The organism is Roseomonas sp. TS2 (genome assembly GCF_058833935.1).
Map to the genome: position 1 here is coordinate 1 of NZ_JCACVY010000066.1, position 21,362 is coordinate 21,362.

General features: G+C 72.2%; 23 protein-coding genes. 6 read left to right on the forward strand and 17 right to left on the reverse strand.

The features are described 5' to 3' along the window. From ACZJYS_RS12305 to ddpX, 10 genes are all read right to left on the reverse strand, one after another. The coding region (locus tag ACZJYS_RS12305; protein WP_493178458.1) for a squalene/phytoene synthase family protein at positions 1-751 on the reverse strand (751 nt) is incomplete at its 3' end. A 25-nt stretch (positions 752-776) separates the two neighbouring features. Next, complete coding sequence (locus tag ACZJYS_RS12310; protein WP_493178461.1) at positions 777-1,895, reverse strand: glycosyltransferase family 2 protein; 1,119 nt, start codon at positions 1,893-1,895, stop codon at positions 777-779. Beyond that, positions 1,892-2,638 (reverse strand): lysophospholipid acyltransferase family protein, encoded by a 747-nt coding sequence (locus ACZJYS_RS12315; protein WP_493178463.1) that lies wholly within the window; start codon positions 2,636-2,638, stop codon positions 1,892-1,894. Before ACZJYS_RS12315 ends, ACZJYS_RS12310 begins: the two co-directional genes overlap by 4 nt. 74 nt (positions 2,639-2,712) lie before the next feature. Then, positions 2,713-4,296, reverse strand: coding sequence for a phytoene desaturase family protein (locus tag ACZJYS_RS12320; protein ID WP_493178467.1), 1,584 nt, complete (start codon positions 4,294-4,296; stop codon positions 2,713-2,715). Then, positions 4,293-5,882, reverse strand: coding sequence for a phytoene desaturase family protein (gene crtI, locus ACZJYS_RS12325; protein ID WP_379632585.1), 1,590 nt, complete (start codon positions 5,880-5,882; stop codon positions 4,293-4,295). Before crtI ends, ACZJYS_RS12320 begins: the two co-directional genes overlap by 4 nt. Before the next feature lie 162 nt (positions 5,883-6,044). After that, positions 6,045-7,055: a UDP-glucose 4-epimerase GalE gene (gene galE / locus ACZJYS_RS12330; RefSeq protein ID WP_109518676.1), complete on the reverse strand. Its 1,011-nt coding sequence runs from the start codon at positions 7,053-7,055 to the stop codon at positions 6,045-6,047. Between the two features lie 68 nt (positions 7,056-7,123). Further along, positions 7,124-7,930 (reverse strand): exodeoxyribonuclease III, encoded by an 807-nt coding sequence (locus ACZJYS_RS12335; RefSeq protein WP_109518675.1) that lies wholly within the window; start codon positions 7,928-7,930, stop codon positions 7,124-7,126. A 348-nt stretch (positions 7,931-8,278) separates the two neighbouring features. Further along, the gene (locus tag ACZJYS_RS12340) at positions 8,279-9,085 is read right to left on the reverse strand and encodes a gamma-glutamyl-gamma-aminobutyrate hydrolase family protein (protein WP_379651913.1); all 807 of its coding nucleotides are present in this window, start codon (positions 9,083-9,085) and stop codon (positions 8,279-8,281) included. 72 nt (positions 9,086-9,157) lie between these two features. Next, positions 9,158-9,802, reverse strand: a complete 645-nt coding sequence (locus ACZJYS_RS12345; protein ID WP_493178475.1) for a LolA family protein — start codon at positions 9,800-9,802, stop codon at positions 9,158-9,160. Between the two features lie 44 nt (positions 9,803-9,846). Then, the gene (ddpX, locus tag ACZJYS_RS12350; protein ID WP_109518672.1) at positions 9,847-10,395 is read right to left on the reverse strand and encodes a D-alanyl-D-alanine dipeptidase; all 549 of its coding nucleotides are present in this window, start codon (positions 10,393-10,395) and stop codon (positions 9,847-9,849) included. A 163-nt stretch (positions 10,396-10,558) separates the two neighbouring features. Between ddpX and tsaB the strand changes: the two genes are divergently transcribed. Next, on the forward strand, positions 10,559-11,224 hold the full coding sequence (gene tsaB / locus ACZJYS_RS12355) for a tRNA (adenosine(37)-N6)-threonylcarbamoyltransferase complex dimerization subunit type 1 TsaB (RefSeq protein WP_493178479.1): 666 nt from the start codon (positions 10,559-10,561) through the stop codon (positions 11,222-11,224). Further along, positions 11,217-11,666: a GNAT family N-acetyltransferase gene (locus ACZJYS_RS12360; protein WP_493178480.1), complete on the forward strand. Its 450-nt coding sequence runs from the start codon at positions 11,217-11,219 to the stop codon at positions 11,664-11,666. Before tsaB ends, ACZJYS_RS12360 begins: the two co-directional genes overlap by 8 nt. Here ACZJYS_RS12360 and ACZJYS_RS12365 read toward each other — a convergent pair. Beyond that, a complete protein-coding gene (locus ACZJYS_RS12365; protein ID WP_245906610.1) occupies positions 11,641-11,832 on the reverse strand; it encodes a sulfurtransferase TusA family protein in 192 nt (63 codons plus the stop codon). The two genes, ACZJYS_RS12360 and ACZJYS_RS12365, sit on opposite strands and share 26 nt — an antisense overlap. 200 nt (positions 11,833-12,032) lie before the next feature. Between ACZJYS_RS12365 and ACZJYS_RS12370 the strand changes: the two genes are divergently transcribed. The 4 genes from ACZJYS_RS12370 (at position 12,033) to ACZJYS_RS12385 (ending at position 15,026) form a co-directional block, all read left to right on the forward strand. Continuing rightward, positions 12,033-12,479, forward strand: coding sequence for a Ros/MucR family transcriptional regulator (locus ACZJYS_RS12370; RefSeq protein WP_109518669.1), 447 nt, complete (start codon positions 12,033-12,035; stop codon positions 12,477-12,479). 236 nt (positions 12,480-12,715) lie between these two features. Continuing rightward, entirely contained in the window at positions 12,716-13,228 is a 513-nt protein-coding gene (locus ACZJYS_RS12375; protein ID WP_109518668.1) for a Fur family transcriptional regulator, read from the forward strand. Between the two features lie 5 nt (positions 13,229-13,233). Further along, positions 13,234-14,034, forward strand: coding sequence for a GNAT family N-acetyltransferase (locus ACZJYS_RS12380; RefSeq protein WP_493178491.1), 801 nt, complete (start codon positions 13,234-13,236; stop codon positions 14,032-14,034). An 83-nt stretch (positions 14,035-14,117) separates the two neighbouring features. After that, positions 14,118-15,026, forward strand: coding sequence for a lysophospholipid acyltransferase family protein (locus ACZJYS_RS12385; RefSeq protein WP_493178486.1), 909 nt, complete (start codon positions 14,118-14,120; stop codon positions 15,024-15,026). A gap of 78 nt (positions 15,027-15,104) precedes the next feature. On the opposite strand, the gene ACZJYS_RS12390 is transcribed toward ACZJYS_RS12385, so the two are convergent. The 6 genes from ACZJYS_RS12390 to miaB form a co-directional block, all read right to left on the reverse strand. Then, complete coding sequence (locus ACZJYS_RS12390) at positions 15,105-15,554, reverse strand: helix-turn-helix domain-containing protein (RefSeq protein ID WP_109518665.1); 450 nt, start codon at positions 15,552-15,554, stop codon at positions 15,105-15,107. A 181-nt stretch (positions 15,555-15,735) separates the two neighbouring features. After that, on the reverse strand, positions 15,736-17,274 hold the full coding sequence (gene lnt, locus ACZJYS_RS12395) for an apolipoprotein N-acyltransferase (RefSeq protein WP_493178489.1): 1,539 nt from the start codon (positions 17,272-17,274) through the stop codon (positions 15,736-15,738). Between the two features lie 143 nt (positions 17,275-17,417). Beyond that, positions 17,418-18,326, reverse strand: a complete 909-nt coding sequence (locus ACZJYS_RS12400) for a hemolysin family protein (protein ID WP_109518664.1) — start codon at positions 18,324-18,326, stop codon at positions 17,418-17,420. Further along, entirely contained in the window at positions 18,323-18,799 is a 477-nt protein-coding gene (gene ybeY / locus ACZJYS_RS12405; protein WP_109518714.1) for an rRNA maturation RNase YbeY, read from the reverse strand. Before ybeY ends, ACZJYS_RS12400 begins: the two co-directional genes overlap by 4 nt. A 46-nt stretch (positions 18,800-18,845) precedes the next feature. Further along, on the reverse strand, positions 18,846-19,940 hold the full coding sequence (locus ACZJYS_RS12410) for a PhoH family protein (RefSeq protein WP_493178492.1): 1,095 nt from the start codon (positions 19,938-19,940) through the stop codon (positions 18,846-18,848). A 56-nt stretch (positions 19,941-19,996) separates the two neighbouring features. After that, on the reverse strand, positions 19,997-21,352 hold the full coding sequence (gene miaB / locus ACZJYS_RS12415; protein WP_493178493.1) for a tRNA (N6-isopentenyl adenosine(37)-C2)-methylthiotransferase MiaB: 1,356 nt from the start codon (positions 21,350-21,352) through the stop codon (positions 19,997-19,999). Between the last annotated feature and the right edge of the window lie 10 nt (positions 21,353-21,362).

Genomic DNA, 21,362 nt, shown 5'->3' on the forward strand with positions numbered 1-21,362 from the left:
GCGGGTCCGCCGCGCGCAGCCGCGCCAGCAGGCGGCGGGCGAGGTGCAGCGTCACCGCCGATTCCAGCGCCAGGCGGCGGCTTTCCAGGCGGCGCGGCAGGCGGGCGGCGCGGTCCAGCATCGCCTCCACCCGGTCCAGCGCGGTGAGCAGCACGGGGGCACGGGCGGCGGCGTCGGTGAAGAAGGCGTCCTCGCCGCCGGCCAGGGCCATCCAGTCCTGCGGCAGGTAGACGCGGTCCAGCGCCGCGCGGTCGGGGCCCAGATCCTGCAGGTGGTTCAGGATCTGCAACGCGGCGGCGAGCGACTCGGCGCCGGCCAGCGCCTCCGGGTCCGTCTCGCCATGCAGCCGCAGCAGCAGCCGGCCCACGGGGGCGGCGGAGCGGGCGCAGTAATCCTCCAGCGCCGCCCAACCGGCATAGCGGCGCTGCGTGGCATCCTGCCGGAAGGCGGAGAGCATCCGCCGCGCCTCGGCCGTGCCGGCGCCGCTCTCGTGCAGGGCGCGGGCCAGGGGCAGGGGCGTGGCCGGGTCGTCCAGCGCCGCCTCCAGCCGGGCGAGGCGGGCGAGCTTCTCCTCCGGCGGCAGCTCCGGGTGGTCGGCGATGTCGTCGGCGGCGCGGACGAAATGGTAGAAGGCCAGCACCGGGCGGCGCAGCGCCGGCGCCAGCAGCCAGGAGGCGACGGGAAAGTTCTCCGAGCCCGGGCCGCGCGTCGGCGGGCCGGCCAGCACCTCGGCGGCGGGGGCGGCACTCATGCCGGGCACGTCACGCGATGAGGCTTCACGTGGCAGGGCCGGCGGGGCCATAGGCGCGGCCCTTCCAGGCGGGGCGGCGGCCGAGCCACCCGCCCAGCAGCGCCGACCACTGGATGCCCAGCGCCACGGCCACGGTGGCGGGGTGCAGCGGCACCGTCCACCACGGCTCCCGCGTCCGCCAGGTGATGGCGGCGCGCAGGCCGAGCGAGAGCAGCAGCGCCGGCAGCGCCAGCGCGGTGAAGGGCAGCAGCAGCCAGGGCAGCAGGTGGGCGCCGCCCAGCAGCACCGTCCAGACCGGCAGGCCGAGCGGCGTGGCCATGCCCTCCCGCGCGTTCTTCAGGAAGCCCTCCCACCCCTCGCGGAAGCTCCGGTACATGCGGCAGCGCGCCAGCGGGGCGCCGTCCACCACCTCGGTGCGGAAGCCGCCCGCGCGCAGGCGGCGGGCCAGCGCCAGCCCGTCATGCAGCACGCTCGGGCCGGCGGCGTGGCCGCCCACCGCCGCATAGGCCGGCGCCTGCACCAGGATGAGCTGGCCGCAGGCGGCGGCAAGCGAGGCGCGGCCGCTGCCGGCGCGGCCGCCGCCGGGCAGGTAGCCCAGCATCATCAGGTTGATGGCCGGCACCGTCAGCGCCTCGCCCAGGGAGCCGATCTCCTGCCGCGGCACGCCGGTGACGAGGGCGATCTCGTGATCCTCCGCATGGGCGGCCAGGGCGGCGGCGGCATGCGGGGCAAGGCGGACATCGGCGTCGATGAACAGCAGGTGGGTGCCGCGCGCCGCCTCGGAGAGCCGGGCGCAGGCATGCACCTTGCCGGTCCAGCCCGGCGGCAGGGGCGGCGCCTGCAGCAGGCGCAGCCGGCGGTCCCGCTTCATCAGGCCGCGGACGATGGCGGCGGTGTCGTCCTGGCTGCCATCGTCCATCACCAGCACCTCGACCGCCACATCCTCGCTGGCCAGGGCGGCGCGGACGCAGGTCTCGATATGCGCCGCCTCGTCCCGCGCCGGGATGAGGATGGAGACGAGGCTGGGGCCGGGCGGGGTGCCGCGCGGGCGGCGCAGCCGGCGCAGGTTCAACGTGCCGAGCAGGGCAGGGAAGGCGGCCAGGCCCAGCGCGGCCCAGCCGAGCCCGTTCGCCACGGCGCTCATGCGCGGCGGTCGTGCCGCGCGTCGAAGCGCTGGCCGCGCAACAGGGCGCGGCCGCGCCGCCAGAGATCGTAGATGCCGCCCATGCCTTCCCCTCCCTGCGCCACCACGCGGAACGCCTCCGGCCGGCGGGCGATGGCGTCCCCGGCGAGGCGGTCCATCGTGCCGGCCAGCGCCGCGGCCAGCGCCGCCTGCCGCCGCTCCCGAGGCATGGCCTGCAATTCCGCCCCTGACAAGGGCGCGCCGAAGGCGGCCAGCATCTCCGCCTTGCGCTCGCTCCAGAAGGGGTATTCCAGCGCCAGGGGGATGAAGGTGGCGTGCGGCGCCAGCTCCGGCAGCCGCACCAGCCCGGGTGCTATGGGCACCGGCCGCTCCCGCGCATCGGCGAAGCGGCCGGGGGCGTTCATCCAGAGCATGTCGGCGCGCGCCGGTTCCAGCACGCGGCCGGCGGTGCGGAGGAAGGCCACGGCGCCGCGCGCGCTCTCCTGCTCCACCCCGAACACGCCGAGGCGGCGCATGAAGCCGTAGCGGGCGAGGGCCTGCGCCTCCATCGGGATGAACATGCGCCGGCCGGGGAAGAGACTGCGGGAGAGCAGCATGAAGGCCACCCCGTCCCACCAGGAGGGATGGTTGGCGAACACCACCAGCGGCCCCGGCGGAAGCTGCGGCAGCCCCCATTCCGCCACCCGCAGCGCCCGCATGTGGCGCCGTGCGAAGCGGCCGAACATGAAGTGGTAGAACCGCATATGGGGCGCCGAATACAGGTCGGCGGGGGAGCCCGGAGGGGGCGGCGCCCCTTCCGGCCCCGGCCTGGAACTGCTCATTCCGCCGCCAGCGGCACCCCGCGCTGCCCCGCCGCGCGTGCCGCCTCGCTCATGCCGCGCCCGCCAAGATCCTGGTCCAGCGCGTCGGCGGCGATCCAGCCGGACATCATCACCATGGGCATCCCCGGCCCCGGATGCGCGGCGCCGCCGGCGAGGTAGAGCCCCTTCACCGCGCGGGAGCGGTTGCCCGGCTTGAAGGCGCCGGTCCACACCCCGTGGCTGGCCAGGCCGTAGATGGCGCCGTCCAGCACCTTGTAGCGCTCGTGGATGTCCTGCGGCGTCAGCGCCTGCTCCACCACGATGCGCTCCTCGATATCCTCCATCCCCGCCGTGCGCTTCAGCTTGTCGAGGATGGTGCGGCGGTAGCCGGGCAGCATCGCCTTCCAGTCCTGGCCCGGGCGCAGGTGCGGGGTGTGCACCAGCACGTAGAGCGCCTCGCCGCCCTCGGGCGCCACGGAGGGGTCGGTGGCGGAGGGGGCGGCGAGGTAGGCAGTCGGGTCCGGCGCGGGGATGCCCTTCTTGTAGATGGCGTCGAACTCCTCCTCCGCGTCGCGGGAGAAGATGAAGTCGTGATGCGCCAGGTGCTCGTAGCGCCTGTTGAGGCCGAGATAGAGCACCACGCCGGAGCAGGCCGGCTCGTACTTCTTCCGGCTGTACTTCGCGGCCGGCGCCCCGCCCACCAGCTCCCCATAGGTGCGGATGGCATCCATGTTGGAGATGACGGCGTCGCAGGCGATCCGCTCGCCGCCCGCGAAGACGGCGCGCACCCGGCCGCCCTCCGTGTCCATCCCCGTCACCTCGACGCCGGGGCGGAGGTCGGCGCCGAGATCGGCGGCGAGCTTCGCCAGCCCCTCGGCCACGGCACGGGTGCCGCCCTTCGGGTACCACACCCCCTCGCTCGCCTGCATGTCGCCGATGCCGCAGAGCACGGCGGGGGCGAGGTAGGGGGAGGAGCCGACATACTGGCAGTAATGGTCCAGCATCTGCGCCAGCCGCGCATCCGGCACATGGCCGCGGATCACCTTGGCCACGCTCTGCCCCATGCGCAGCGCCAGCACGTCGCGCAGCGTGTCGGGCTGGAAGTTGGCCTTGAAGTCCAGCGTGTCGCCGATGCCCTCGACCGACTTCCAGAAGAAGAACTTCTCCGAGACGTCGTGCAGGTGGGTGGCCACGTCCTGGAAGCGGCGGTAGCCGTCGCCATTGCCGGGGGCGAAGCGGTTCATGCTCTCCGCCATCGCCGGCACGTCCTGCATCAGGTCGATGGCCGTGCCATCCTCGAAGAAGCAGCGCCATTGCGGGTCGAGCCGGATCAGCGGCAGGTCCTGGGCCTGGTCCCGCCCGGCCTCGGCGAAGATGCGGCGCAGCACGCGCGGCATGGTCAGGATGGTGGGGCCCATGTCGAAGCGGAAGCCGCTGTTGGACCCCGCGGGGCCGCCGGGCAGGTTCAGCACCGCCGCCTTGCCGCCGAGCCAGGGGTTCTTGTCGAACAGCGTGACCCGGTGGCCGCGCGCCGCGGCCACCGCCGCCGCCGACAGCCCGCCCAGGCCGGAGCCGATCACCACAACATGCGACGTCGTCATGCGAGCGTCTCCTCTCCCTGCGCCATGGGCAGGCGCGTCTCGATGCCGCCCATCCCCAGGTCGCGCGACAACAGGTCGGCGCTGATGCGCGCGCCCTCGTAGATCACCGGCAGGCCGCTGCCCGGATGCGTGCCGCCACCCACCAGATAGAGCCGCTCCGTGCTGCCGAAGCGGTTGCCGGGGCGGAAGTAGAGCATCTGGCCCAGATCATGCGCCAGGTTGAAGGTGGCGCCATAGCCCACCGCGAACTCGTCGCGCCATTCCAGCGGCGTCACCATCCGTTCATAGCGGATGCGGGATTCGATGTCCGGCAGGCCGAGCGTGGCCAGCCGCCGCAGCGCCATGCGGCGGAATTCCGGCGCGCGCGTCGCCCAGTCGATGGTGCCGCGCAGGTTGGCCACCGGCACCAGCACGTAGAGGCTGCTGTGCCCCGGCGGCGCCATGGAAGGGTCGGTGGCCACCGGGTTGTGCAGATAGAGGGAGGGCTCGCCCGGCAGCAGTCCGGTCTCGATCTCCTGCAGGTTGCGCCGGTAATCCTCGGCCAGCAGCACGGTATGGTGCGCGATCTCGGGGAAGCGCCCCTCCACGCCGAGATAGAGCATGAAGGTGGAGCAGGAATAGCGCGCGCGCGCCAGATGCGCGTCCGACCAGCGCGGGCGCAGCGCGTCGGGGATCAGATTCGGCGCGGCGTGGGCGAAGTCGGCGTTCATCACCACCGCGTCGGCCATCAGCCGCTCGCCGCCGACCTCGACGCCGGTGGCGCGCCTGCCCTCGAACAGCACGCGCTCGACCGGGGCGCCGAGGCGGATCTCGGCGCCCATCCGCTCGGCCACCCGCGCCATGGCCGTGGCCACGGCGCCGCAGCCGCCCTCGGGGTGGAAGACGCCGTGCTCGTATTCCAGGAAGGAGAGGATGGTGAACAGGCTGGGGCAGCGGAACGGGCTCATCCCCAGATACTTGCTCTGGAACGAGAACAGCAGCCGGGTGCGCGGGTCGCGGAAGTAGCGCTTCAGCTCCGTGTCCACCGAGAGGTGCGGCCGCAGGTGCGGCAGCGCCTTCAGCATGTCGAGGCCGAACAGGTCGGCGGCGGAGGAGAAGCCGCGCTCCAGCACCGGGCGGAAGGCCTCCAGCTTGCTGCGGTTCTGCACCATGAAGTCACGCAGGCGGGTGGCGTCCAGCGGGTCGATCTTGGCGATCTCGGCGGCCATGCGGTCGAGGTCGGGCGTGGCGTCGATCACCGGGCCGGCGCCGCCGCCGAAGATCAGGCGGTATTGCGGGTCCAGCCGCGTCAGCGCCACCTCGCGCCGCAGCTCGGCGCCGCAGCTCGCGAAGATCTCCTCGAGGATGCGCGGGTAGAGGAAGAAGGTGGGGCCGAGGTCGAATCGGTAGCCCTCGGGCGTCGTCAGGGTGCGGCTGCGGCCGCCCACCACCCCGTCCTTCTCCAGCAATGTGACACGGGCGCCGCGGGCCGCGAGCAGCATGGCCGCGGCCAGCCCGCCCGGCCCCGCGCCGATGACGATGACATGAGGGCGCCCGCCCGGGCGTCCAGGACCGGGCGAGGTGGGTAGGGGCAAGGAAGCGTTCATGCCGACTTTGCGATCACCTGTCTGGTTCATCTGCAGAGTTGCGGCGTGTTCGTCCCTTGCCAAGGGTTACATCGATGAGAGCCGTCCTTCATCCTGCCGAACGCTGCGGTTCCCGCCCCGGGTCCCGGCACTGGTCCCCGGACCAGGCTGGGCGGTCCGGTGTCAGGCCGCCACCGGGCGGGCGCTGTCGTCGAAGCCGTGCGGATGGGCGGCGCGCCAGGCATAGGCGGTGCGGACGATGTCCTCCAGCGCGGCGTATTGCGGGGTCCAGCCGGTTTCCTCGCGCAGCAGGGTGTTGGAGGCCACCAGCACCGCGGGGTCGCCCAGGCGCCGCGGGCCGGTGCGGTAGGGCACCGGCCGGCCGGTGACGCGCTGCACGGTGTCGATCACCTCGCGCACCGAGTAGCCGCTGCCGTTACCGACATTGTAGCGGACGCTGCGGCCCTGCTCCAGCACGCCCAGCACGCGCAGATGCGCGTCCGCCAGGTCGGTCACGTGCACATAGTCGCGGATGCAGGTGCCATCCGGGGTGTCGTAGTCGGTGCCGAACAGGGTCAGCTCCGGCCCGAGCCCCAGCGCGGCGTTGATGGCCAGCGGGATGAGGTGGGTCTCGGGGTTGTGGTCCTCGCCCAGCCGGCCCTGCGGGTCGGCGCCGGCGGCATTGAAGTAGCGCAGGCTGGCCGAGCGCAGGCCATGCACCCGCTCCGCCCATTCCAGCCCCCGCTCCGCCATCAGCTTCGACTCGCCATAGGCGGAGACGGGGCCGAGGCGGCAGCCCTCGTCGATCGGCAGCCGCTCGGGGAAGCCGAACAGCGCGGCGGTGGAGGAGAGCACGAAGCGCTGGCAGCCCGCCTTGATGGCGGCATCGGCCAGGCCGAGCGTGTTGGAAAGGTTCTCGGTGATGTAGCGCAGCGGCTCACGCATGCTCTCTCCCACCAGGGAGAGGGCGGCGAAGTGCAGCACACCGTCGAACTTCCAGCCGGCGAGGACATCGGCCACCCGGGCGCGATCCGCGAGATCGGCCACCACCAGCTCCACCCCCTCCGGGATGGCGGCGCGGTGGCCCTGCCGCAGGTCGTCGATGACGACGACGTCATCACCACGCTCCTTAAGGGCGAGGACCACATGGCTGCCGACATAGCCGGCCCCGCCCGTAACAAGGAAGCGTGCCATCCCAAGATCCTTTACTCTGGAGCAAAAATGATGCGCCGGACCTTATCTCGTCAACGCGGGCCCGTGCATTAAACATCCAGTTCAACAAGCACCGGCACATGGTCGCTGGCCTGGGTCCAACCTCGCGCTGTGCGGTGGATCCGCCAGTCGCGCAGATGGCTGGCCAGATCCTGGCTGACCCAGATGTGATCCAGCCTCCGGCCCCGATCCGAAGCCTCCCAGTCCCGCGCCCGGTAGGACCACCAAGTGTAGAGCTTCTCCGGCGGCGGCACGAAGTGCCGGATGGCATCGTGCCAGCCGCCGGCACGCTGCCACCCCTCCAGCGCCGCCACCTCGACAGGGGTGTGGGAGACGACATCCAGAAGCTGCCTGTGGCTCCAGACATCGCTCTCGAGGGGGGCGATGTTGAGATCGCCCATCATCACCGCGCGCCGCGCCGGTCCGCGCGCCGCGTCCCAGGCCGTGGCCTCGGCAATGAAGTCCAGCTTGTGGGCGAATTTCGGGTTGGCCCCGCGGTCGGGAATGTCGCCACCGGCAGGAACGTAGAAGTTGTGCACCTCCAGCCCGCCCGGCACCGCCAGATCGACGCCGAGATGCCGGCAATCGCCCTTGGCGCACCAGTCCGGGTCGCCCGGCCGGAGCGCGAAGGGAATGCGCGAGAGGATGGCGGTCCCGTTATAGCCCTTCATGCCCCTCACCGCCCGATGCGGGAAGCCCAGCGCCTCCACGCCTGCGTGTGGAAACAGGTCGTCGGGGCATTTCGTTTCCTGCAGGCAGATCACGTCGGGCGCGAGGTCGCGCACCAGATCGGCCAGCAGGGGCAGACGCAGGCGGACGGAGTTGATGTTCCAGGTGACGATGCGGAGGGTCGGCATGCGCGCTCGATAATCTGGATGGCGGGGCAGGGCTAGGGCGCTTCCGTCTCTCCTGCCGTCCACCCCTGTCTTCACCATGCCGCCAACGCGCTGTTTTCAAGCGATATCATGCTTCGGCAGGCTGCCGGGGCCAGCGCCCCGGGCGCGAAGGCAGGATGACGGAAAAGGTGGCGCCCGGTCGGGGGGGACCGGGCGCCTTTGGGGGGTATCATTCCTTGGGGGAATGGTCGGGTGAGCCGGAGGGGAGCCGGCCAACCAGTGCCAAAATGGCACCTCCCGACGGGAAGATAAGGGTTTTTTGCCGCAACTCAAAAACGTTTGACGCGAAAACTTCGATTCGGCCTGTGGCTATTCCGCCGCAAGCGCCGCCGCGGAGGCAGCGTTGCCAACCCGTTCCAGGGCCCAGCGCGTCGCGGCTGTCCCAAAGGCCTCGAAAAGGCGGCGGGAGAGGGCATCCTCCGCCCAGTCATATTCCGGGTGCCACTGCACGCCGAGGGCGAAGCCCCGGGCGCCTTCCACGCGGCCACCCTCGATGGTGCCATCCGGCGCCCAGGCCTCCGGCACCAGCCGGGGGGCGGCCCGGGACACCGCCTGGTTGTGCAGCGAGTTCACCGGCACGCCCTCCGGCGACCAGTCCAGCCCCTGCCAGACCCGCGCCAGCATCCCGCCTTCCAGCACGCGCACATTGTGCGCCTTGCCCGTGCGCACCCTTGGCAGCACCTGATCGACCGGGGTGGAATGGTCCAGCCGGCCCGGCAGGTCCTGCACCCGCTGGTCCAGCGTGCCGCCCAGCGCCACGTTCAGCTCCTGGAAGCCGCGGCAGATGGCGAAGAGGGGCAGCCCCGCCTCCAGCGCCGCGCGGATCAGCGGCAGGGTGGTGGAATCCCGTGCCGGATCCTCCGGCGTGCCTTCCAGGTGCGGCGGGCCGGCGTAGAGGCCGGGCGCCACGTTGGAGCGGCTGCCGGTGAGCAGCAGCCCGTCCAGGCGCGGCAGGATGTCCTGCACCACCGCGTCGCCCGCGGCTGGCACCAGGATCGGCGTGCCGCCGACCGGGCCCATCACGACCTTGATGTAATGGTCGGACACGGCGTGGTTGGGCATGGCGAAGGCGCCGAAGGCCTTCATGCAGCAGGGGATGCCGATCAAAGGGCGCATGAGGCAAAGGTTGCGCCGCAAGGCGGCGCGATCAAGGCATTAATCGTGCATAACGGTGGCGTCAGCCCTGCCTCAGCGTCGGCCCTCGCTCTCGAAGAAGGTCGGATCGTTGAAGGTGAAGAGGCGGCGGGGCAGGTTCACGCCGGTCTCGATCTGGCTCAGCGTCACCCGCGTCTGGCGGCCCTGGCCATCGACCACCAGCCACTGGCGCAGCTCCATCGGGTCCTCGGCCAGCACCAGGGTCAGGCGCCCCTCGGCCGGGTTGTCCCGCCGCCGCAGCGTGACGCCGACGAAGCCATTGCCGCGCTCCACCCCCAGCACCTCGATGTCGCCGCCGAAGCGCAGCTGCGGCCGCAGCAGGAAGCCCAGCGGGGTGGAGGAGACCGGCACGATGCTCGGCTGCTTCAGTTCCCGGTCGTAGTAGAGGAACTGGCCGTCCGAGGCGATGAGCAGCAGCGGCTCCGGCGGGTCGTAGTCGAAGCGCATCCGGCCGGGGCGGGCGATGTAGGCGGTGCCCTCGGCCGAGCCGCCCTGGTGCGCGATCTGCAGGAAGCGGGCGCGAAGCGTGGTGAGGCCGTTCATGTAGGCCTCGACCCGCGCCAGGACGGCGGCGGCCTGGTTGGCCGGCACCGCCTGGGCGGCGGCCGGCGCCGCCAGGAAGGGGCGCGGCAGGAAGGGCAGGGCGAGGGTGGCGGCGAGCAGCGTGCGGCGGTCCATGCCCCCTACTTGGCGCGCCGCCGCGCGCGGGAGAAGACCCCCGCTCACATCGGCCCGCCCGGCACCGCGGTGGCGCTGAGCGGCGGGAAGGCGCGCGCCTCCGGCAGCTGGTAGTGCCACCATTCCAGCCCGTAATGGTCCCACCCGGCGGCGGTCATCAGCCCCAGCAGCAGGGCGCGGTTGCGCTGGTCCTCCACCGGCACGCCGGGGTGCCCGTGCGCCGATTCGGCCTCCACGGCGTCGAACCCGGTGCCCATGGGCAGGGAGGCGCCGCTGGCGGCATCGGCCAGGGTGAGGTCCACCGCGGCGCCGCGCGGGTGCACGCCGCCGGCGCGCGGGTCGGAGACGAAGCGCTTGTCCTCCACCGCGTGCCACAGCGCCCATTGCGCCTCCAGCGGCCGGAAGGCGTCGAACACGCGGAGCTTCAGCCCCAGCCGCGCCGCCTGGTCGCGCGCGCGGAACAGCCGCTCCCGCGCCAGCGGCAGCAGCAGCGCCACGGGCCGCCGGTAGATCGGCCGCCCGGTCAGGTTGTCCGGCGTGGCGTAGCGGAGATCGAGCAGGAAGCCGTCGGCTTCGTTTACGGGCAGGAGCATGGCCGTATTCTGTCACCCCGCCCGCCCGGTGTCGCCGCAGGCGCACCCGCAAGCAGACAGAAAAAAAGAAGGGGGCCAGGGGGAATTCATTCCCCCTGCCTTTACTTCCTTCCCCGCACCGCGCGCATTCCTTCCAGGCCTCGCCTGCCCTATGGAACCCACCATGCGGATTCTGGCGATGGATGGCGCGCTGGCGCGGGCCTCGGCGGCGGTGTGGGTGGATGGCGCGGTGCGTGCCTCGGCCCTGGCGGAGGGGGCGCGCGGCCAGGCCGTGGCGCTGCCGCCGATGGTGGCGCGCGTGCTGGCCGAGGCGGGCCTCGCCGCGACCGAGCTGGACGCGGTGGCGGCGGTGGTCGGCCCGGGCGGCTTCACCGGGCTGCGGGCCGCGCTGGCGCTGGCGCAGGGCGTGGCGCTGGCGGCCGGCTGCCCGGCCATCGGCGTCACCACCGGCGAGGCGCTGCGTGCGGCCCTGCCGCCGGCGCTGCGGGATGGGGTGGCCGTCTGGTCGGTGATCGACACCCGGCGGGGCCGTGTGCTGCTGGAGCGCTTCGCCCCCGGCGAGGATGCCGCCGCCGCCCCGCCGCAATCCCTGGCGCCGGAGGAGCTGCCCGACCCCGCCGGCCCGGTGGCGTTGGTGGGCGACATGGCCGGCGCCGTGGCGGAGGCGCTGGCGGCGCGCGGCATCCCGGCCCGGCTGACCGGGAGCCTGCTGCCGGAAGCCGGCGCCGTGGCCGCGGTGGCGGCGCTGCGGCTTGCCGGGCGGCTGCCGCCACGCGCCGCGCTGCCGCTCTATGTCGAGCCTCCCGCGGTGCGCCTGCCCGGTGCCTGAGCGGGAGGCCGGACCGCGGCCCGCGGGCGCGGCGGATTCGCCGGCGCTGGCGGCGCTGCACGCCCAGGCCTTCCCGCCCGGGGAGCGCTGGGGCGACGACGCGCTGCGGCTGCTGCTGGAGATGCCGGGGGCCTACGCTCTGCTGGTGCCGGAGAAGGGCTTCGTGATGGCCCGCGTGGCGGCGGACGAGGCGGAGATCCTCACCCTGGCGGTGGCGCCGCCGGCACGGCGGCAGGGTGTGGGCGGCACGCTGCTGGCGGCCGCGCTGGGCCGCGCCCTGGCCGCTGGCGCGGCCACGATGTTCCTGGAGGTCTCGGAGGCCAACACGGCCGCGCGCGCGCTCTATGCGGCGGCGGGCTTCACCGGGAGCGGCCGGCGTCGGCGCTACTACGCGGATGGCAGCGACGCGCTGGTGCTCAGCCGCCGCCTTTGCGGATCCTGAGCAGCACGCTGCCATCTTCTGCCGCGCTTTCGTCGAGAACCTCGTGCCCCTGCTCGATGGCGGTGCGCGGAACATTGCGAAGCGGCTCTTCTCCCCGCAACCGAACCAGCAGAATTCCACCCGCCGGCAGCCGATCCAGGGCCAGCCGCGTGCGGACGAATGTCATCGGGCAAGTCTCGGTTGTGATATCAAGAGATTGGTCAAAAAGTTCTTCTTGCGGCACAGTAATTTTTTGGGAGGATTGATCAATCACGATTTTAACTCCGATTGCTGTTGCAGAAGCTTGATGCGCAGCTATATGTTCGGCAAAGTCAAGGTCGTAAGATGCGTCCAGACTGCAACAGGAATTTTTCGCGAGGCGTGGGAATGTCGGAAGAACAGGGCGGACGTGAACTGCTGGGGCTGACAGCGCAGATTGTCGCCGCACATGTCTCAAACAACTCGGTTCCATTGTCGGACGTGCCGAACCTGATCGAGCAGGTTCACCGGACTTTGTCTGGTCTTGGCACGGCGCCGATTGTCACGGCCGCGCCTGTGGAACGCCCGCAGCCCGCCGTCGCCGTCAAGAAGTCGGTCACCGACGATTATCTGGTGTGCCTTGAAGACGGCAAGAAGTTGAAGATGCTGAAGCGGCATCTCAAGACCGCCTATGACATGACCCCGGAACAGTATCGTGAACGCTGGGGGCTGCCGGCCGACTATCCGATGGTCGCCCCGAACTATGCGCGCCACCGTTCGTCGCTCGCGAAGAAGATCGGCCTCGGCACCAAGCCGCGCGGCACCCGGCAGCGGCGCGTCGCGGCCTCCGCCTGAGGGCCTCGTCGCGGCCCGGCGCCGCGCTCCGCCCCCATGGCCGGAGCGCCGCCGGCGACGAACCGACGCGGCCGCCTTGCCTTGGGCGGCCGATAATGGCAAGCCAGTGGCGTGGCTGCCGGGGCGCGCGGCGCCATTCCCGTATGGCGCACCCGGCCCTCGTGCCATAATGCGTGCCGGCCGGCGGCGGGAAGGTCCCGCGTCCCGCCGGCACAGGAGAGCTTCCGACCACTCCCATGGACACGCGCACCGACACGCCCCGCCACGCCGCCGAGAGCCAGCCCGACCCCCTGCGGATCGAGCGCCTGTGCATCGAGCGTGGCCTGAAGATGACCGGGCAGCGCCGGCTGATCGCGCGCGTGCTTTCCGAGGCGGTGGACCACCCGGATGTGGAGGAGCTCTACCGCCGCGCCCTCGCCCTCGATTCCCGCGTCTCCATCGCCACGGTCTATCGCACCGTCCGGCTGCTGGAGGAGAAGGGCATCCTGGAGCGGCACGATTTCGGCGGCGGCCGCGCCCGTTACGAGGCCACCGAGCATGGCCACCACCACCATCTGATCGACGTCGATTCCGGCAAGGTGATCGAGTTCTCCGACGCGGAGTGCGATGCCCTGGCGCAGGGGATCGCCGCCCGGCTCGGCTTCCGCCTGGTCGATTTCCGGCTGGAGCTGTTCGCCCGCCGCGCCCCCGAGGGCACCCCCCTGCCGCCGCGCCGCTCCACCCGGCGGCGCGGGGGGGACGAGGCATGACCGCGATGGCCGGCGCCGGCTTCGGCGAGCTGCGCAGCGGCAATCTCGGCGTCCGCGTCGCCACCGCGCAGGAGGAGGTCGACGCGGCGCAGGCGCTGCGCTACCGCGTCTTCTACGAGGAGATGGGCGCCCATCCGGACGCCGAGACCGCCGCCACGGCGCGCGACCGCGACGCCTTCGACGCCGTGGCCGACCACCTGCTGGTGGTCGACCACAATCTGGGCGAGGGCGCCGCCTCGGTGGTCGGCACCTACCGGCTGATCCGCCGCGCGGCGGCGGAGAAGGTGGGGGGCTTCTACTCCGCCTCGGAATACGACATCGGGCCGCTGCTGGCGCAGCCCGGCCAGGTGCTGGAGCTGGGGCGCTCCTGCGTCGATGCCCATTACCGCAACCGCGCGGCGATGCAGCTGCTGTGGTCCGGCATCGCCGCCTATGTGTCGCGCCACCAGATCGCGCTGATGTTCGGCTGCGCCAGCCTGCCCGGCACCGATCTCGACGCGCTGGCCCTGCCGCTCTCCTACCTGCACGCCCATCACCTCGCGCCGGCCGAGATCCGCCCGCGCGCCGTGCCGGAGCGCTTCGTGCCGATGGACCGGCTCGACCCCGCGCAGATCGACGCCCGCGCCGCCCTGGCCGACCTGCCGCCGCTGGTGAAAGGCTATCTGCGCCTCGGCGGCTTCGTCGGCGACGGCGCGGTGATCGACACCCAGTTCAACACCACCGATGTCTGCGTGGTGGTGAAGACGGAGCTCGTCACCGAGAAGTATTCCCGCCACTACGAGCGGCACCGCGGCGCGCAGGAATAGGCGCCGCGGCGGCGCCAGATGTCATGGCCGCGAAATGAAGCGGTCATTGTCCTGCCGCTGCTGCTCCGCTATCCGGCTTGGCCATGGTGGCCATCGCCCGCATCCCCGACGACCTTCCGCAAACCCGGCGGCGCAAGAACCGGCCGCCGCCCCTGCGCCGTGCGCCAGGGCAGTTCGGCGAGGTGCTGGGGCAGGAGCCCCGGCCCGTCGCCGGCCGCCTGCGGGCGGTGCGGCGCCTCGTCTCCGCCCTGCTGTGGACCCTGCTCTGCATCCCCGTGCAGGCGCTGCTGCTGGCGCTGCCGGGACGCGGCAAGGCGGCCTTCCCGCGTTTCTACCATTCCGTGCTCTGCCGGCTGATCGGGCTGCGGGTGCAGGTGGTGGGCGAGATCTCGGCGGCGCGGCCCACCCTGTTCCTGTCCAACCATTCCTCCTGGCTGGACATCCTGGTGCTGGGCGGCGTGCTGGAAGCCGCCTTCGTCTCCAAGGCCGAGGTGGGGGACTGGCCGGTGGTGCGCACGGTGGCGCGGCTCGGCCGCACCGTCTTCGTCAGCCGCAGCCGCGGCCGCACGGGGGAGGAGGCCACCGCCATGCGCGGCCGCCTGCAGCAGGGCGACAGCCTGATCCTGTTCCCCGAGGGCACCAGCAACGATGGCGCGCGGGTGCTGCCCTTCCGCTCCGCCTTCCTCGGCGTGGCCGACGCGGCGGCGGCGGTGCAGCCGATCTCAGTGGTCTATGACCGCCTGGGCGGGCTGCCGGCCTGCCGGCGGGACCGACCGCATTTCGCCTGGTATGGCGATATGGACCTGGGCAGCCATTTCTGGCGGCTGGCACGGCAGCCGGGCGGGCGGGTGACGGTGCTGCTGCACCAGCCGGCCGACCCGCGCGCCTTCCGCGACCGCAAGGCCCTGACCCAGGCGGTGGAGCGGACGGTGGCCGAGGGAGCCGCCGACCTGCGCCAGAACCGCACGCCGGTGCCGCTGCATCCGCGCTGATCCTCGCCAGGACGCCTGACAGAGAAAAGGCCGGGGAGCGGAGCTCCCCGGCCTTTTCTCTGTTCGGGCCTGCCGCCGCTACTCGGTCGGCGCCAGGCTCTTGATCAGGTCGAAGACGCGCTTGCGGACCGCAGGCTCGGTGATGCGGTAGTAGGCGCGCACCAGCTCCAGCGTCTCCCGCTTGTGCAGCGTGTCGTCCTCGAAGCCTTCCTGGTGCTCGGCGAAGCCGCCCAGCCGTGCCCGCAGGGCGCCGTTGCCACCCATGGCATCCGGCATGTCGTCGAAGAAGAAGCCGATCGGCACGTCCAGCACCCGGGCCAGGTCGAACAGGCGACTGGCCCCGATGCGGTTGACGCCCCGCTCGTATTTCTGAACCTGCTGGAAGGTCAGGCCGAGCGCCTCGCCCAGCTTTTCCTGACTCATGCCCAGAAGTGTCCGGCGCAGCCGGACACGGGTTCCGACATGGACGTCGATGGGGCTGGGGCGGTGCTCGCGCTCGCCTTTTTCCACGACATCATCCACGGGCATGCTTGACCCTCCGCCACCAATTGCAGGACCGCGTTCGCTGGCCGCGGTTCCGCCTATGCTCTCGCTGTGGCGTGCCACTCGGGCGACCCCCCGCTTGTGTGTGTGCAATTTAACTAAGGCTGAGTTAGGAAATTGTCAACTCTTTCGAGAATTCTCAAAAAATAAACAATCTGCCTACGCATTATCGCCTGATTGTAGACGAGCTTCTAACGGCTGCAACCGCCAGAACCAGGATCGCCATCAGGCTCGCGCCGGAATTGCCAAGCCGCGCATAGATTGTCGGCGGTAGCGCGCCGGGCAGCGCAACCTGCTGCGTTCCCATCCGGCCCAGCCCGATCCAGGCGATCACCTCTCCGCGCGCACCGAAGACAGCCGAGATTCCGGTCTGCGCCGCCCGTGCCAGGGGCAGCCCCTCCTCCACCGCGCGCAGCCGCGCGGCGGCGAGGTGCTGGTAGGGTCCGGCCGAGAATCCGAACCAGGCGTCGTTGGTGATGTTGAGCAGCCAGGCCGGCCGCTCGGCCGGGGTGACGGCGCCGGGGAAGATCACCTCGTAGCAGATCAGGGGGCTGAAGGCCGGCAGGCCAGCGGGCGCCAGGGCGACCGGCCCGGGCCCGGCCGAGAAGTCCAGCCCGCCCTGCACCACGCGGATCGGGATCAGGCCGCGCAGGGGCATGTACTCGCCGAAGGGCACCAGATGCACCTTGTCGTAGACGCCGCGCAGCGTGCCGCTGGCGTCGATGGCCGAGAGGCTGTTGAACACCCGCCCCAGCGCGCCGTCCCCCTGCCATTCGGCGCGCACCGAGCCGGCCAGCAGCACGCCGCCCGGCGGCAGCACCTGCGCCACGTATCCGCGCGCCGCCTCGTCCTGCGGCAGCAGGAAGGGGCTGGCGGTCTCCGGCCAGATGACGGCCAGCGGGCGGCCTTCCGGCGTCCCGGCCGGGGGCGGGGCGGCGGCGCCCTCGCGGGTCAGCTCCAGGTAGCGGCGGAAGATCGGCCAGCGCTGGTCCTCGCGCCACTTCGCCTCCTGCTGGATGTTGCCCTGCACCAGCATCAGGGTCACGTCCTGCGCCGGCGGAGCGGGCCGGGCCAGGCGCGCGGCGCCGAGGCCGCCCAGCGCCAGCAGCGCCAGCGCGCCCCCGGCCAGCGCCCGGCGGGGCGCCTGCCGGCCCGGCCAGGGCAGCCCGGCCAGCAGTAGCGTCAGCAGCGAGAGGCCATAGACCCCCACCCAGGCGGCCGCCTGCAGCGGCAGGGGATGGAAGGCCCAGACCGAGCCCATGGCGTTCCAGGGGAAGCCGGTGAACAGCACGCCGCGCAGCATCTCCAGCAGCGTCCAGGCGCCGGCCAGGGCCAGCCAGCGGGGCCAGCCGGGCCGCGCCATCCAGGCGGCCAGCGCGGCCAGGGCGATGTAGAGCGCCAGCGGCAGGGCCAGCCCCGGCACGGCGATGGGCACCAGCCAGCCCCAGCGCCAGGGGTCGGTCAGCAGGGCGTGGCTGATCCAGTAGAGGCCGACGACATGGTGGCCCCAGCCCCAGGCGAAGCCGACCAGCGCCGCCCGCCGGGCCGAGCCGGCACCCTCCAGCAGGGCGAGCAGCCCCGGCACGGCCAGCAGCAGAACCGGCACCAGGTGCAGCGGCGGCATGGCCAGGGCGCCCAGGGCGCCCAGGCCGAAGGCCGCGAACAGGGCCTTCCGGCCGCTCAGTCGGGAGAGGCGTGTCAGCACGGGCGGAAGAACCTCAGGAGAGGGGGCGGCGGGGCCGCGGCCCGCGGGGTTTCACCCTTTCGCGCCGCCACGGCAAGGCACCGGCCGCAAAGGGGCAGGCTGCGAGGGGGGCGGCGGTCCGGAGACGCCGCCCCCGGTTCCGGTCAGGCGGCCGCCTGCGTCGTGCCGCTGCCGTTCCCGCTGCCGGGCCGGCGCACGCGCAGGCGGCGGATGCGGCGCGGGTCGGCGTCCAGCACGCGGAACTCCAGGCCGGAGGAGTGCGAGATCAGCTCCCCCTTGGCCGGCACGCGGCCTGCGAGGGTGAAGACCAGCCCGCCCACCGTGTCGATGTCCTGCTCCCGCTCATCCTCGGTGAGGATGGTGCCGAGGCGCTGCTCGAACAGCTCGATGGGGGTGCGGGCATCGAGGTCGATCAGCCCGTCCGTCCGCTCGACGATCTGCGCCGGCATGTCCTCGTCATGCTCGTCGGAGATGTCGCCGGTGATGGTCTCGACCAGGTCCTCGATGGTGACGAGGCCGTCGATGCCGCCATACTCGTCCACCACCAGCGCCAGGTGCATGCGGGCCTGGCGCATCTGCAGCAGCAGGTCGAGCACCGGCATGGAGGGGACGACGAAGAGCGGCTTGCGCAGCACCGCCGCCATGCTGAAGGGCGCCTCGCGCCCGACGCTGGCGAACACGTCCTTGATGTGGACCATGCCGACGATCTCGTCGAGCTGCTCCCGGTAGACGGGGAAGCGGCTGTGGCCCTCGCGCTGGATCAGGCGGATGGCCTGCTCCAGCGTCAGGTCCTCCGGCATGGCGACGATGTCGGCGCGCGGCACCATCACGTCGCTGGCGGTCTTGCCGCGCAGCTTCAGCACGTTGGCCAGCAGGGCGCGCTCCTGCGCGTCCAGCTCGGGGCGCGGCGGGCCGTCATGCTCGTGGTGCTCGTGGTGCTCGCGGCCCTCGACCAGGGCCTCCACCTGGTCGCGCACGCTTTCGGCGGAGCGCCGCCGCAGCAGCCCCTGGATGCGCCAGAGGAGGCCGTCACGCGATTCGCTGCCGCTCATGTCACCCCTCGCCACGGATTGGGCATGTTCAGGCGCCGCATGATGCGCGCCTCGGCCCGTTCCATCCGGCGGGCCTCCCCGGCCTGGATGTGGTCGTGCCCGCCGAGATGCAGCGTGCCATGGGCCACCAGATGCGCCAGATGCGCGCCCACCCGGCGGCGCGCCGCGCGCGCCTCCCGCCGCACCACGCCGAGGGCGAGGGCGATGTCGCCGAGATGGCCGAAGCCCTCCCCGGGGAAGGACAGCACGTTGGTGGGCTTGACCTTGCCGCGATGCTGGCTGTTCAGGCGCTTGACCGCCCGGTCATCTGTCAGCAGCACGGTCATGGCCCCGGCGGGAGCCCCGGGCGGCGCGGCCTCCGGCACGGCGCCGTCGAGGACCATCTCGGCCCAGGCGGCGGCGGCGGCGCGGCGCGCCAGATCCTCGACCCGCGGCACGGCCGCGCGCCATGCCGGGGCTTCGATGATAACCATCACCTCCGGCTGCGAAGGCCCGGCCGCGACATTGCGGCCGGGCGAGCTACTTCCCGGTTCCATCATTCTCCTTCCTGCCACGGCGGACCGTCTTCGCCGCGGCGCCGGCCGCGCCCGGCCCGCCTGTCCTGGCGTGGCCGTGGGCCAACTGATCGGCGCGGTTATACGCGGCGACGATGCGCGCCACCAGCGGATGCCGCACCACGTCCTGCTCGCCGAAGCGCGAGACGCCGATCCCCTGCACCCCGTCCAGCACGGAGAGCGCCTCCACCAGACCGGATTTCTGGCCGGAGGGGAGGTCCACCTGGGAAGGGTCGCCGGTGATCACCATGCGCGTACCTTCGCCCATCCGGGTCAAGAACATCTTGATCTGGGCGGGGGTGGTGTTCTGCGCCTCGTCGAGGATGGCGTAGCAATGCGCCAGGGTGCGGCCGCGCATGAAGGCGAGAGGGGCGATCTCGATCTCGCCCGACAGGATGCGGCGCTGCACCTGGTCGGCCGGCATCATGTCGTGCAGCGCGTCGTAGAGCGGGCGGAGATAGGGGTCGACCTTCTCCTTCATGTCGCCGGGCAGGAAGCCGAGGCGCTCGCCCGCCTCCACCGCCGGGCGGGAGAGCACGATGCGGTCCACCCGGCCCGCCATCAGCATCGCCACGCCCTGCGCCACGGCGAGGTAGGTCTTGCCGGTGCCGGCGGGGCCGATGCCGAACACCATGTCGGCCCGCGCCAGCTGGTCCATGTAGTCGGCCTGGGCGTGGCTGCGGGGGGCGATCGCACCCTTCTTGGTGCGGATCGCCGGCAGGTCGGAGAGCGGCAGGCGCGGCTCCGGCGCCTCGGCCGGGTCCTTCGGCGCATCGGCCCGGCGCTGCGCCAGCCGCATCGCTGCTTCCACTTCCGGCATCGCCAACTTCTCCCCGCGTTCGAGCTGTCGCCACAGGCTTCGCAACGCCGCTTCCGCCACGCTGGTTCCCTCGGCCGAGCCGGTGATGGAGAGGCGGTTGCCGCGGCTGGCCAGCCGGACCCCCAGGCGCTGCTCGATCTGGGCCAGATGCCGGTCATGCTCGCCATAGAGCAGCGGCAGCAGCGCGTTGTCGTCGAACTGCAGCGTGACGGTGCGGGCGGCGGAGACGGTGTCGGCCATCATGGGGCGGCTCATGGCGCGGGGGTCGGCCCGCAGCGCGATGGGGGTGGTGTTGCTCAAGCGGGGGCGAGCTCCTTCGCATCCAGCAGGGTGGCGGAGAGGGAATTGGGCAGGGCGGCGTCGATCCGCACCCGCGCCATGCGCCCGGCCAGGCCGGCCGGGCCCATCATGTGCACCGGCTGCAGCCACGGCGTGCGGCCCGCCACCTGCCCCGGGTGGCGCCCCGGGCCGGTCAGCAGGATGTCGCACTCGCGGCCCACGCAGTCGCGGTTGAACTGGTCCTGCTGCCGGCGCAGCAGCGCCTGCAGCTCCTGCAGCCGGGCATCCTTCTCCGCCTCCGGCACCTGGAAGGGCTGGCCGGCGGCGGGCGTGCCAGGGCGCGGCGAATACTTGAAGGAATAGGCCAGGGCGAAGCCCACCTTCTCCACCAGCGCCATCGTCGCCGCGTGGTCCGCCGCCGTCTCGCCGGGGTGGCCCACGATGAAGTCGGAGGAGAGCGCCATGTCCGGCCGCGCCTCGCGCAGCCGGTCGGCGATCCGGTGGAACAGATCGGCCGTGTGGCCGCGGTTCATGGCGGCCAGCACCTTGTCCGAGCCGCTCTGCACCGGCAGGTGCAGGAAGGGCATGAGCTGCGGGATGGTGCCGTGCGCCCGGATCAGCGCCTCGTCCATGTCGCGCGGGTGGCTGGTGGTGTAGCGCAGCCGCGCCAGCCCATCGATCTCGGCGAGGGCGTGGAGCAGGCGGGAGAGGCTCCAGGTGGAGCCGTCCGGCGCCTCGCCATGCCAGGCATTCACGTTCTGCCCGAGCAGCGCGATCTCCCGCGCGCCGCCGGCCACCAGCCGCTTCGCCTCGGCCAGGATGGCGGCGACGGGGCGGGAGAACTCGGCGCCGCGGGTGTAGGGCACCACGCAGAAGGAGCAGAACTTGTCGCAGCCCTCCTGGATGGTGAGGAAGGCGACCGGCCCCTGCTTGGCGTTGACCTCCGGCAGCAGGTCGAATTTCTGCTCCACGGGGAAGTCGGTGTCGATCTGGGCGCCGGCGGCGCGGCTGGCGCGGGCCACCATCTCCGGCAGGCGGTGATAGGTCTGCGGGCCGAGCACGATATCCACCCAGGGGGCGCGGGCGGTGATCTCGGCGCCCTCCGCCTGGGCGACGCAGCCGGCGACGGCCAGCACCATCTTCTGCCCCGCCTGCTCCTTCTCGGTCTTCAGCAGCCGCAGCCGGCCGAGGTCGGAGAACACCTTCTCCGAGGCCTTCTCGCGGATGTGGCAGGTGTTGAGGATGACCATGTCGGCCTCCTCCGGCGTCTCGGCGGGGCCGTAGCCGAGGGGCGCCAGCACATCCGCCATGCGGGTGCTGTCATAGACGTTCATCTGGCAGCCCCAGGTGCGGATGAACAGCTTCTTCCGCACGCCGGCAGAG

Bases quoted from the DNA above. Each gene is read 5' to 3' on its own strand.
- ACZJYS_RS12375 (WP_109518668.1), top strand. From the start codon at position 12,716: ATGGACACGCGCACCGACACGCCCCGCCACGCCGCCGAGAGCCAGCCC.
- ACZJYS_RS12365 (WP_245906610.1), bottom strand. From the start codon at position 11,832: ATGACATTCGTCCGCACGCGGCTGGCCCTGGATCGGCTGCCGGCGGGT.
- ddpX (WP_109518672.1), bottom strand. From the start codon at position 10,395: ATGCTCCTGCCCGTAAACGAAGCCGACGGCTTCCTGCTCGATCTCCGC.
- ACZJYS_RS12335 (WP_109518675.1), bottom strand. From the start codon at position 7,930: ATGCCGACCCTCCGCATCGTCACCTGGAACATCAACTCCGTCCGCCTG.
- ACZJYS_RS12400 (WP_109518664.1), bottom strand. From the start codon at position 18,326: ATGAGCGGCAGCGAATCGCGTGACGGCCTCCTCTGGCGCATCCAGGGG.
- ACZJYS_RS12370 (WP_109518669.1), top strand. From the start codon at position 12,033: ATGTCGGAAGAACAGGGCGGACGTGAACTGCTGGGGCTGACAGCGCAG.
- ACZJYS_RS12340 (WP_379651913.1), bottom strand. From the start codon at position 9,085: ATGCGCCCTTTGATCGGCATCCCCTGCTGCATGAAGGCCTTCGGCGCC.
- ACZJYS_RS12310 (WP_493178461.1), bottom strand. From the start codon at position 1,895: ATGAGCGCCGTGGCGAACGGGCTCGGCTGGGCCGCGCTGGGCCTGGCC.
- ACZJYS_RS12320 (WP_493178467.1), bottom strand. From the start codon at position 4,296: ATGACGACGTCGCATGTTGTGGTGATCGGCTCCGGCCTGGGCGGGCTG.
- ACZJYS_RS12380 (WP_493178491.1), top strand. From the start codon at position 13,234: ATGGCCGGCGCCGGCTTCGGCGAGCTGCGCAGCGGCAATCTCGGCGTC.
- ACZJYS_RS12315 (WP_493178463.1), bottom strand. From the start codon at position 2,638: ATGCGGTTCTACCACTTCATGTTCGGCCGCTTCGCACGGCGCCACATG.
- ybeY (WP_109518714.1), bottom strand. From the start codon at position 18,799: ATGGTTATCATCGAAGCCCCGGCATGGCGCGCGGCCGTGCCGCGGGTC.
- ACZJYS_RS12390 (WP_109518665.1), bottom strand. From the start codon at position 15,554: ATGCCCGTGGATGATGTCGTGGAAAAAGGCGAGCGCGAGCACCGCCCC.
- crtI (WP_379632585.1), bottom strand. From the start codon at position 5,882: ATGAACGCTTCCTTGCCCCTACCCACCTCGCCCGGTCCTGGACGCCCG.
- ACZJYS_RS12345 (WP_493178475.1), bottom strand. From the start codon at position 9,802: ATGGACCGCCGCACGCTGCTCGCCGCCACCCTCGCCCTGCCCTTCCTG.
- galE (WP_109518676.1), bottom strand. From the start codon at position 7,055: ATGGCACGCTTCCTTGTTACGGGCGGGGCCGGCTATGTCGGCAGCCAT.
- ACZJYS_RS12385 (WP_493178486.1), top strand. From the start codon at position 14,118: ATGGTGGCCATCGCCCGCATCCCCGACGACCTTCCGCAAACCCGGCGG.
- tsaB (WP_493178479.1), top strand. From the start codon at position 10,559: ATGCGGATTCTGGCGATGGATGGCGCGCTGGCGCGGGCCTCGGCGGCG.
- ACZJYS_RS12410 (WP_493178492.1), bottom strand. From the start codon at position 19,940: ATGGCCGACACCGTCTCCGCCGCCCGCACCGTCACGCTGCAGTTCGAC.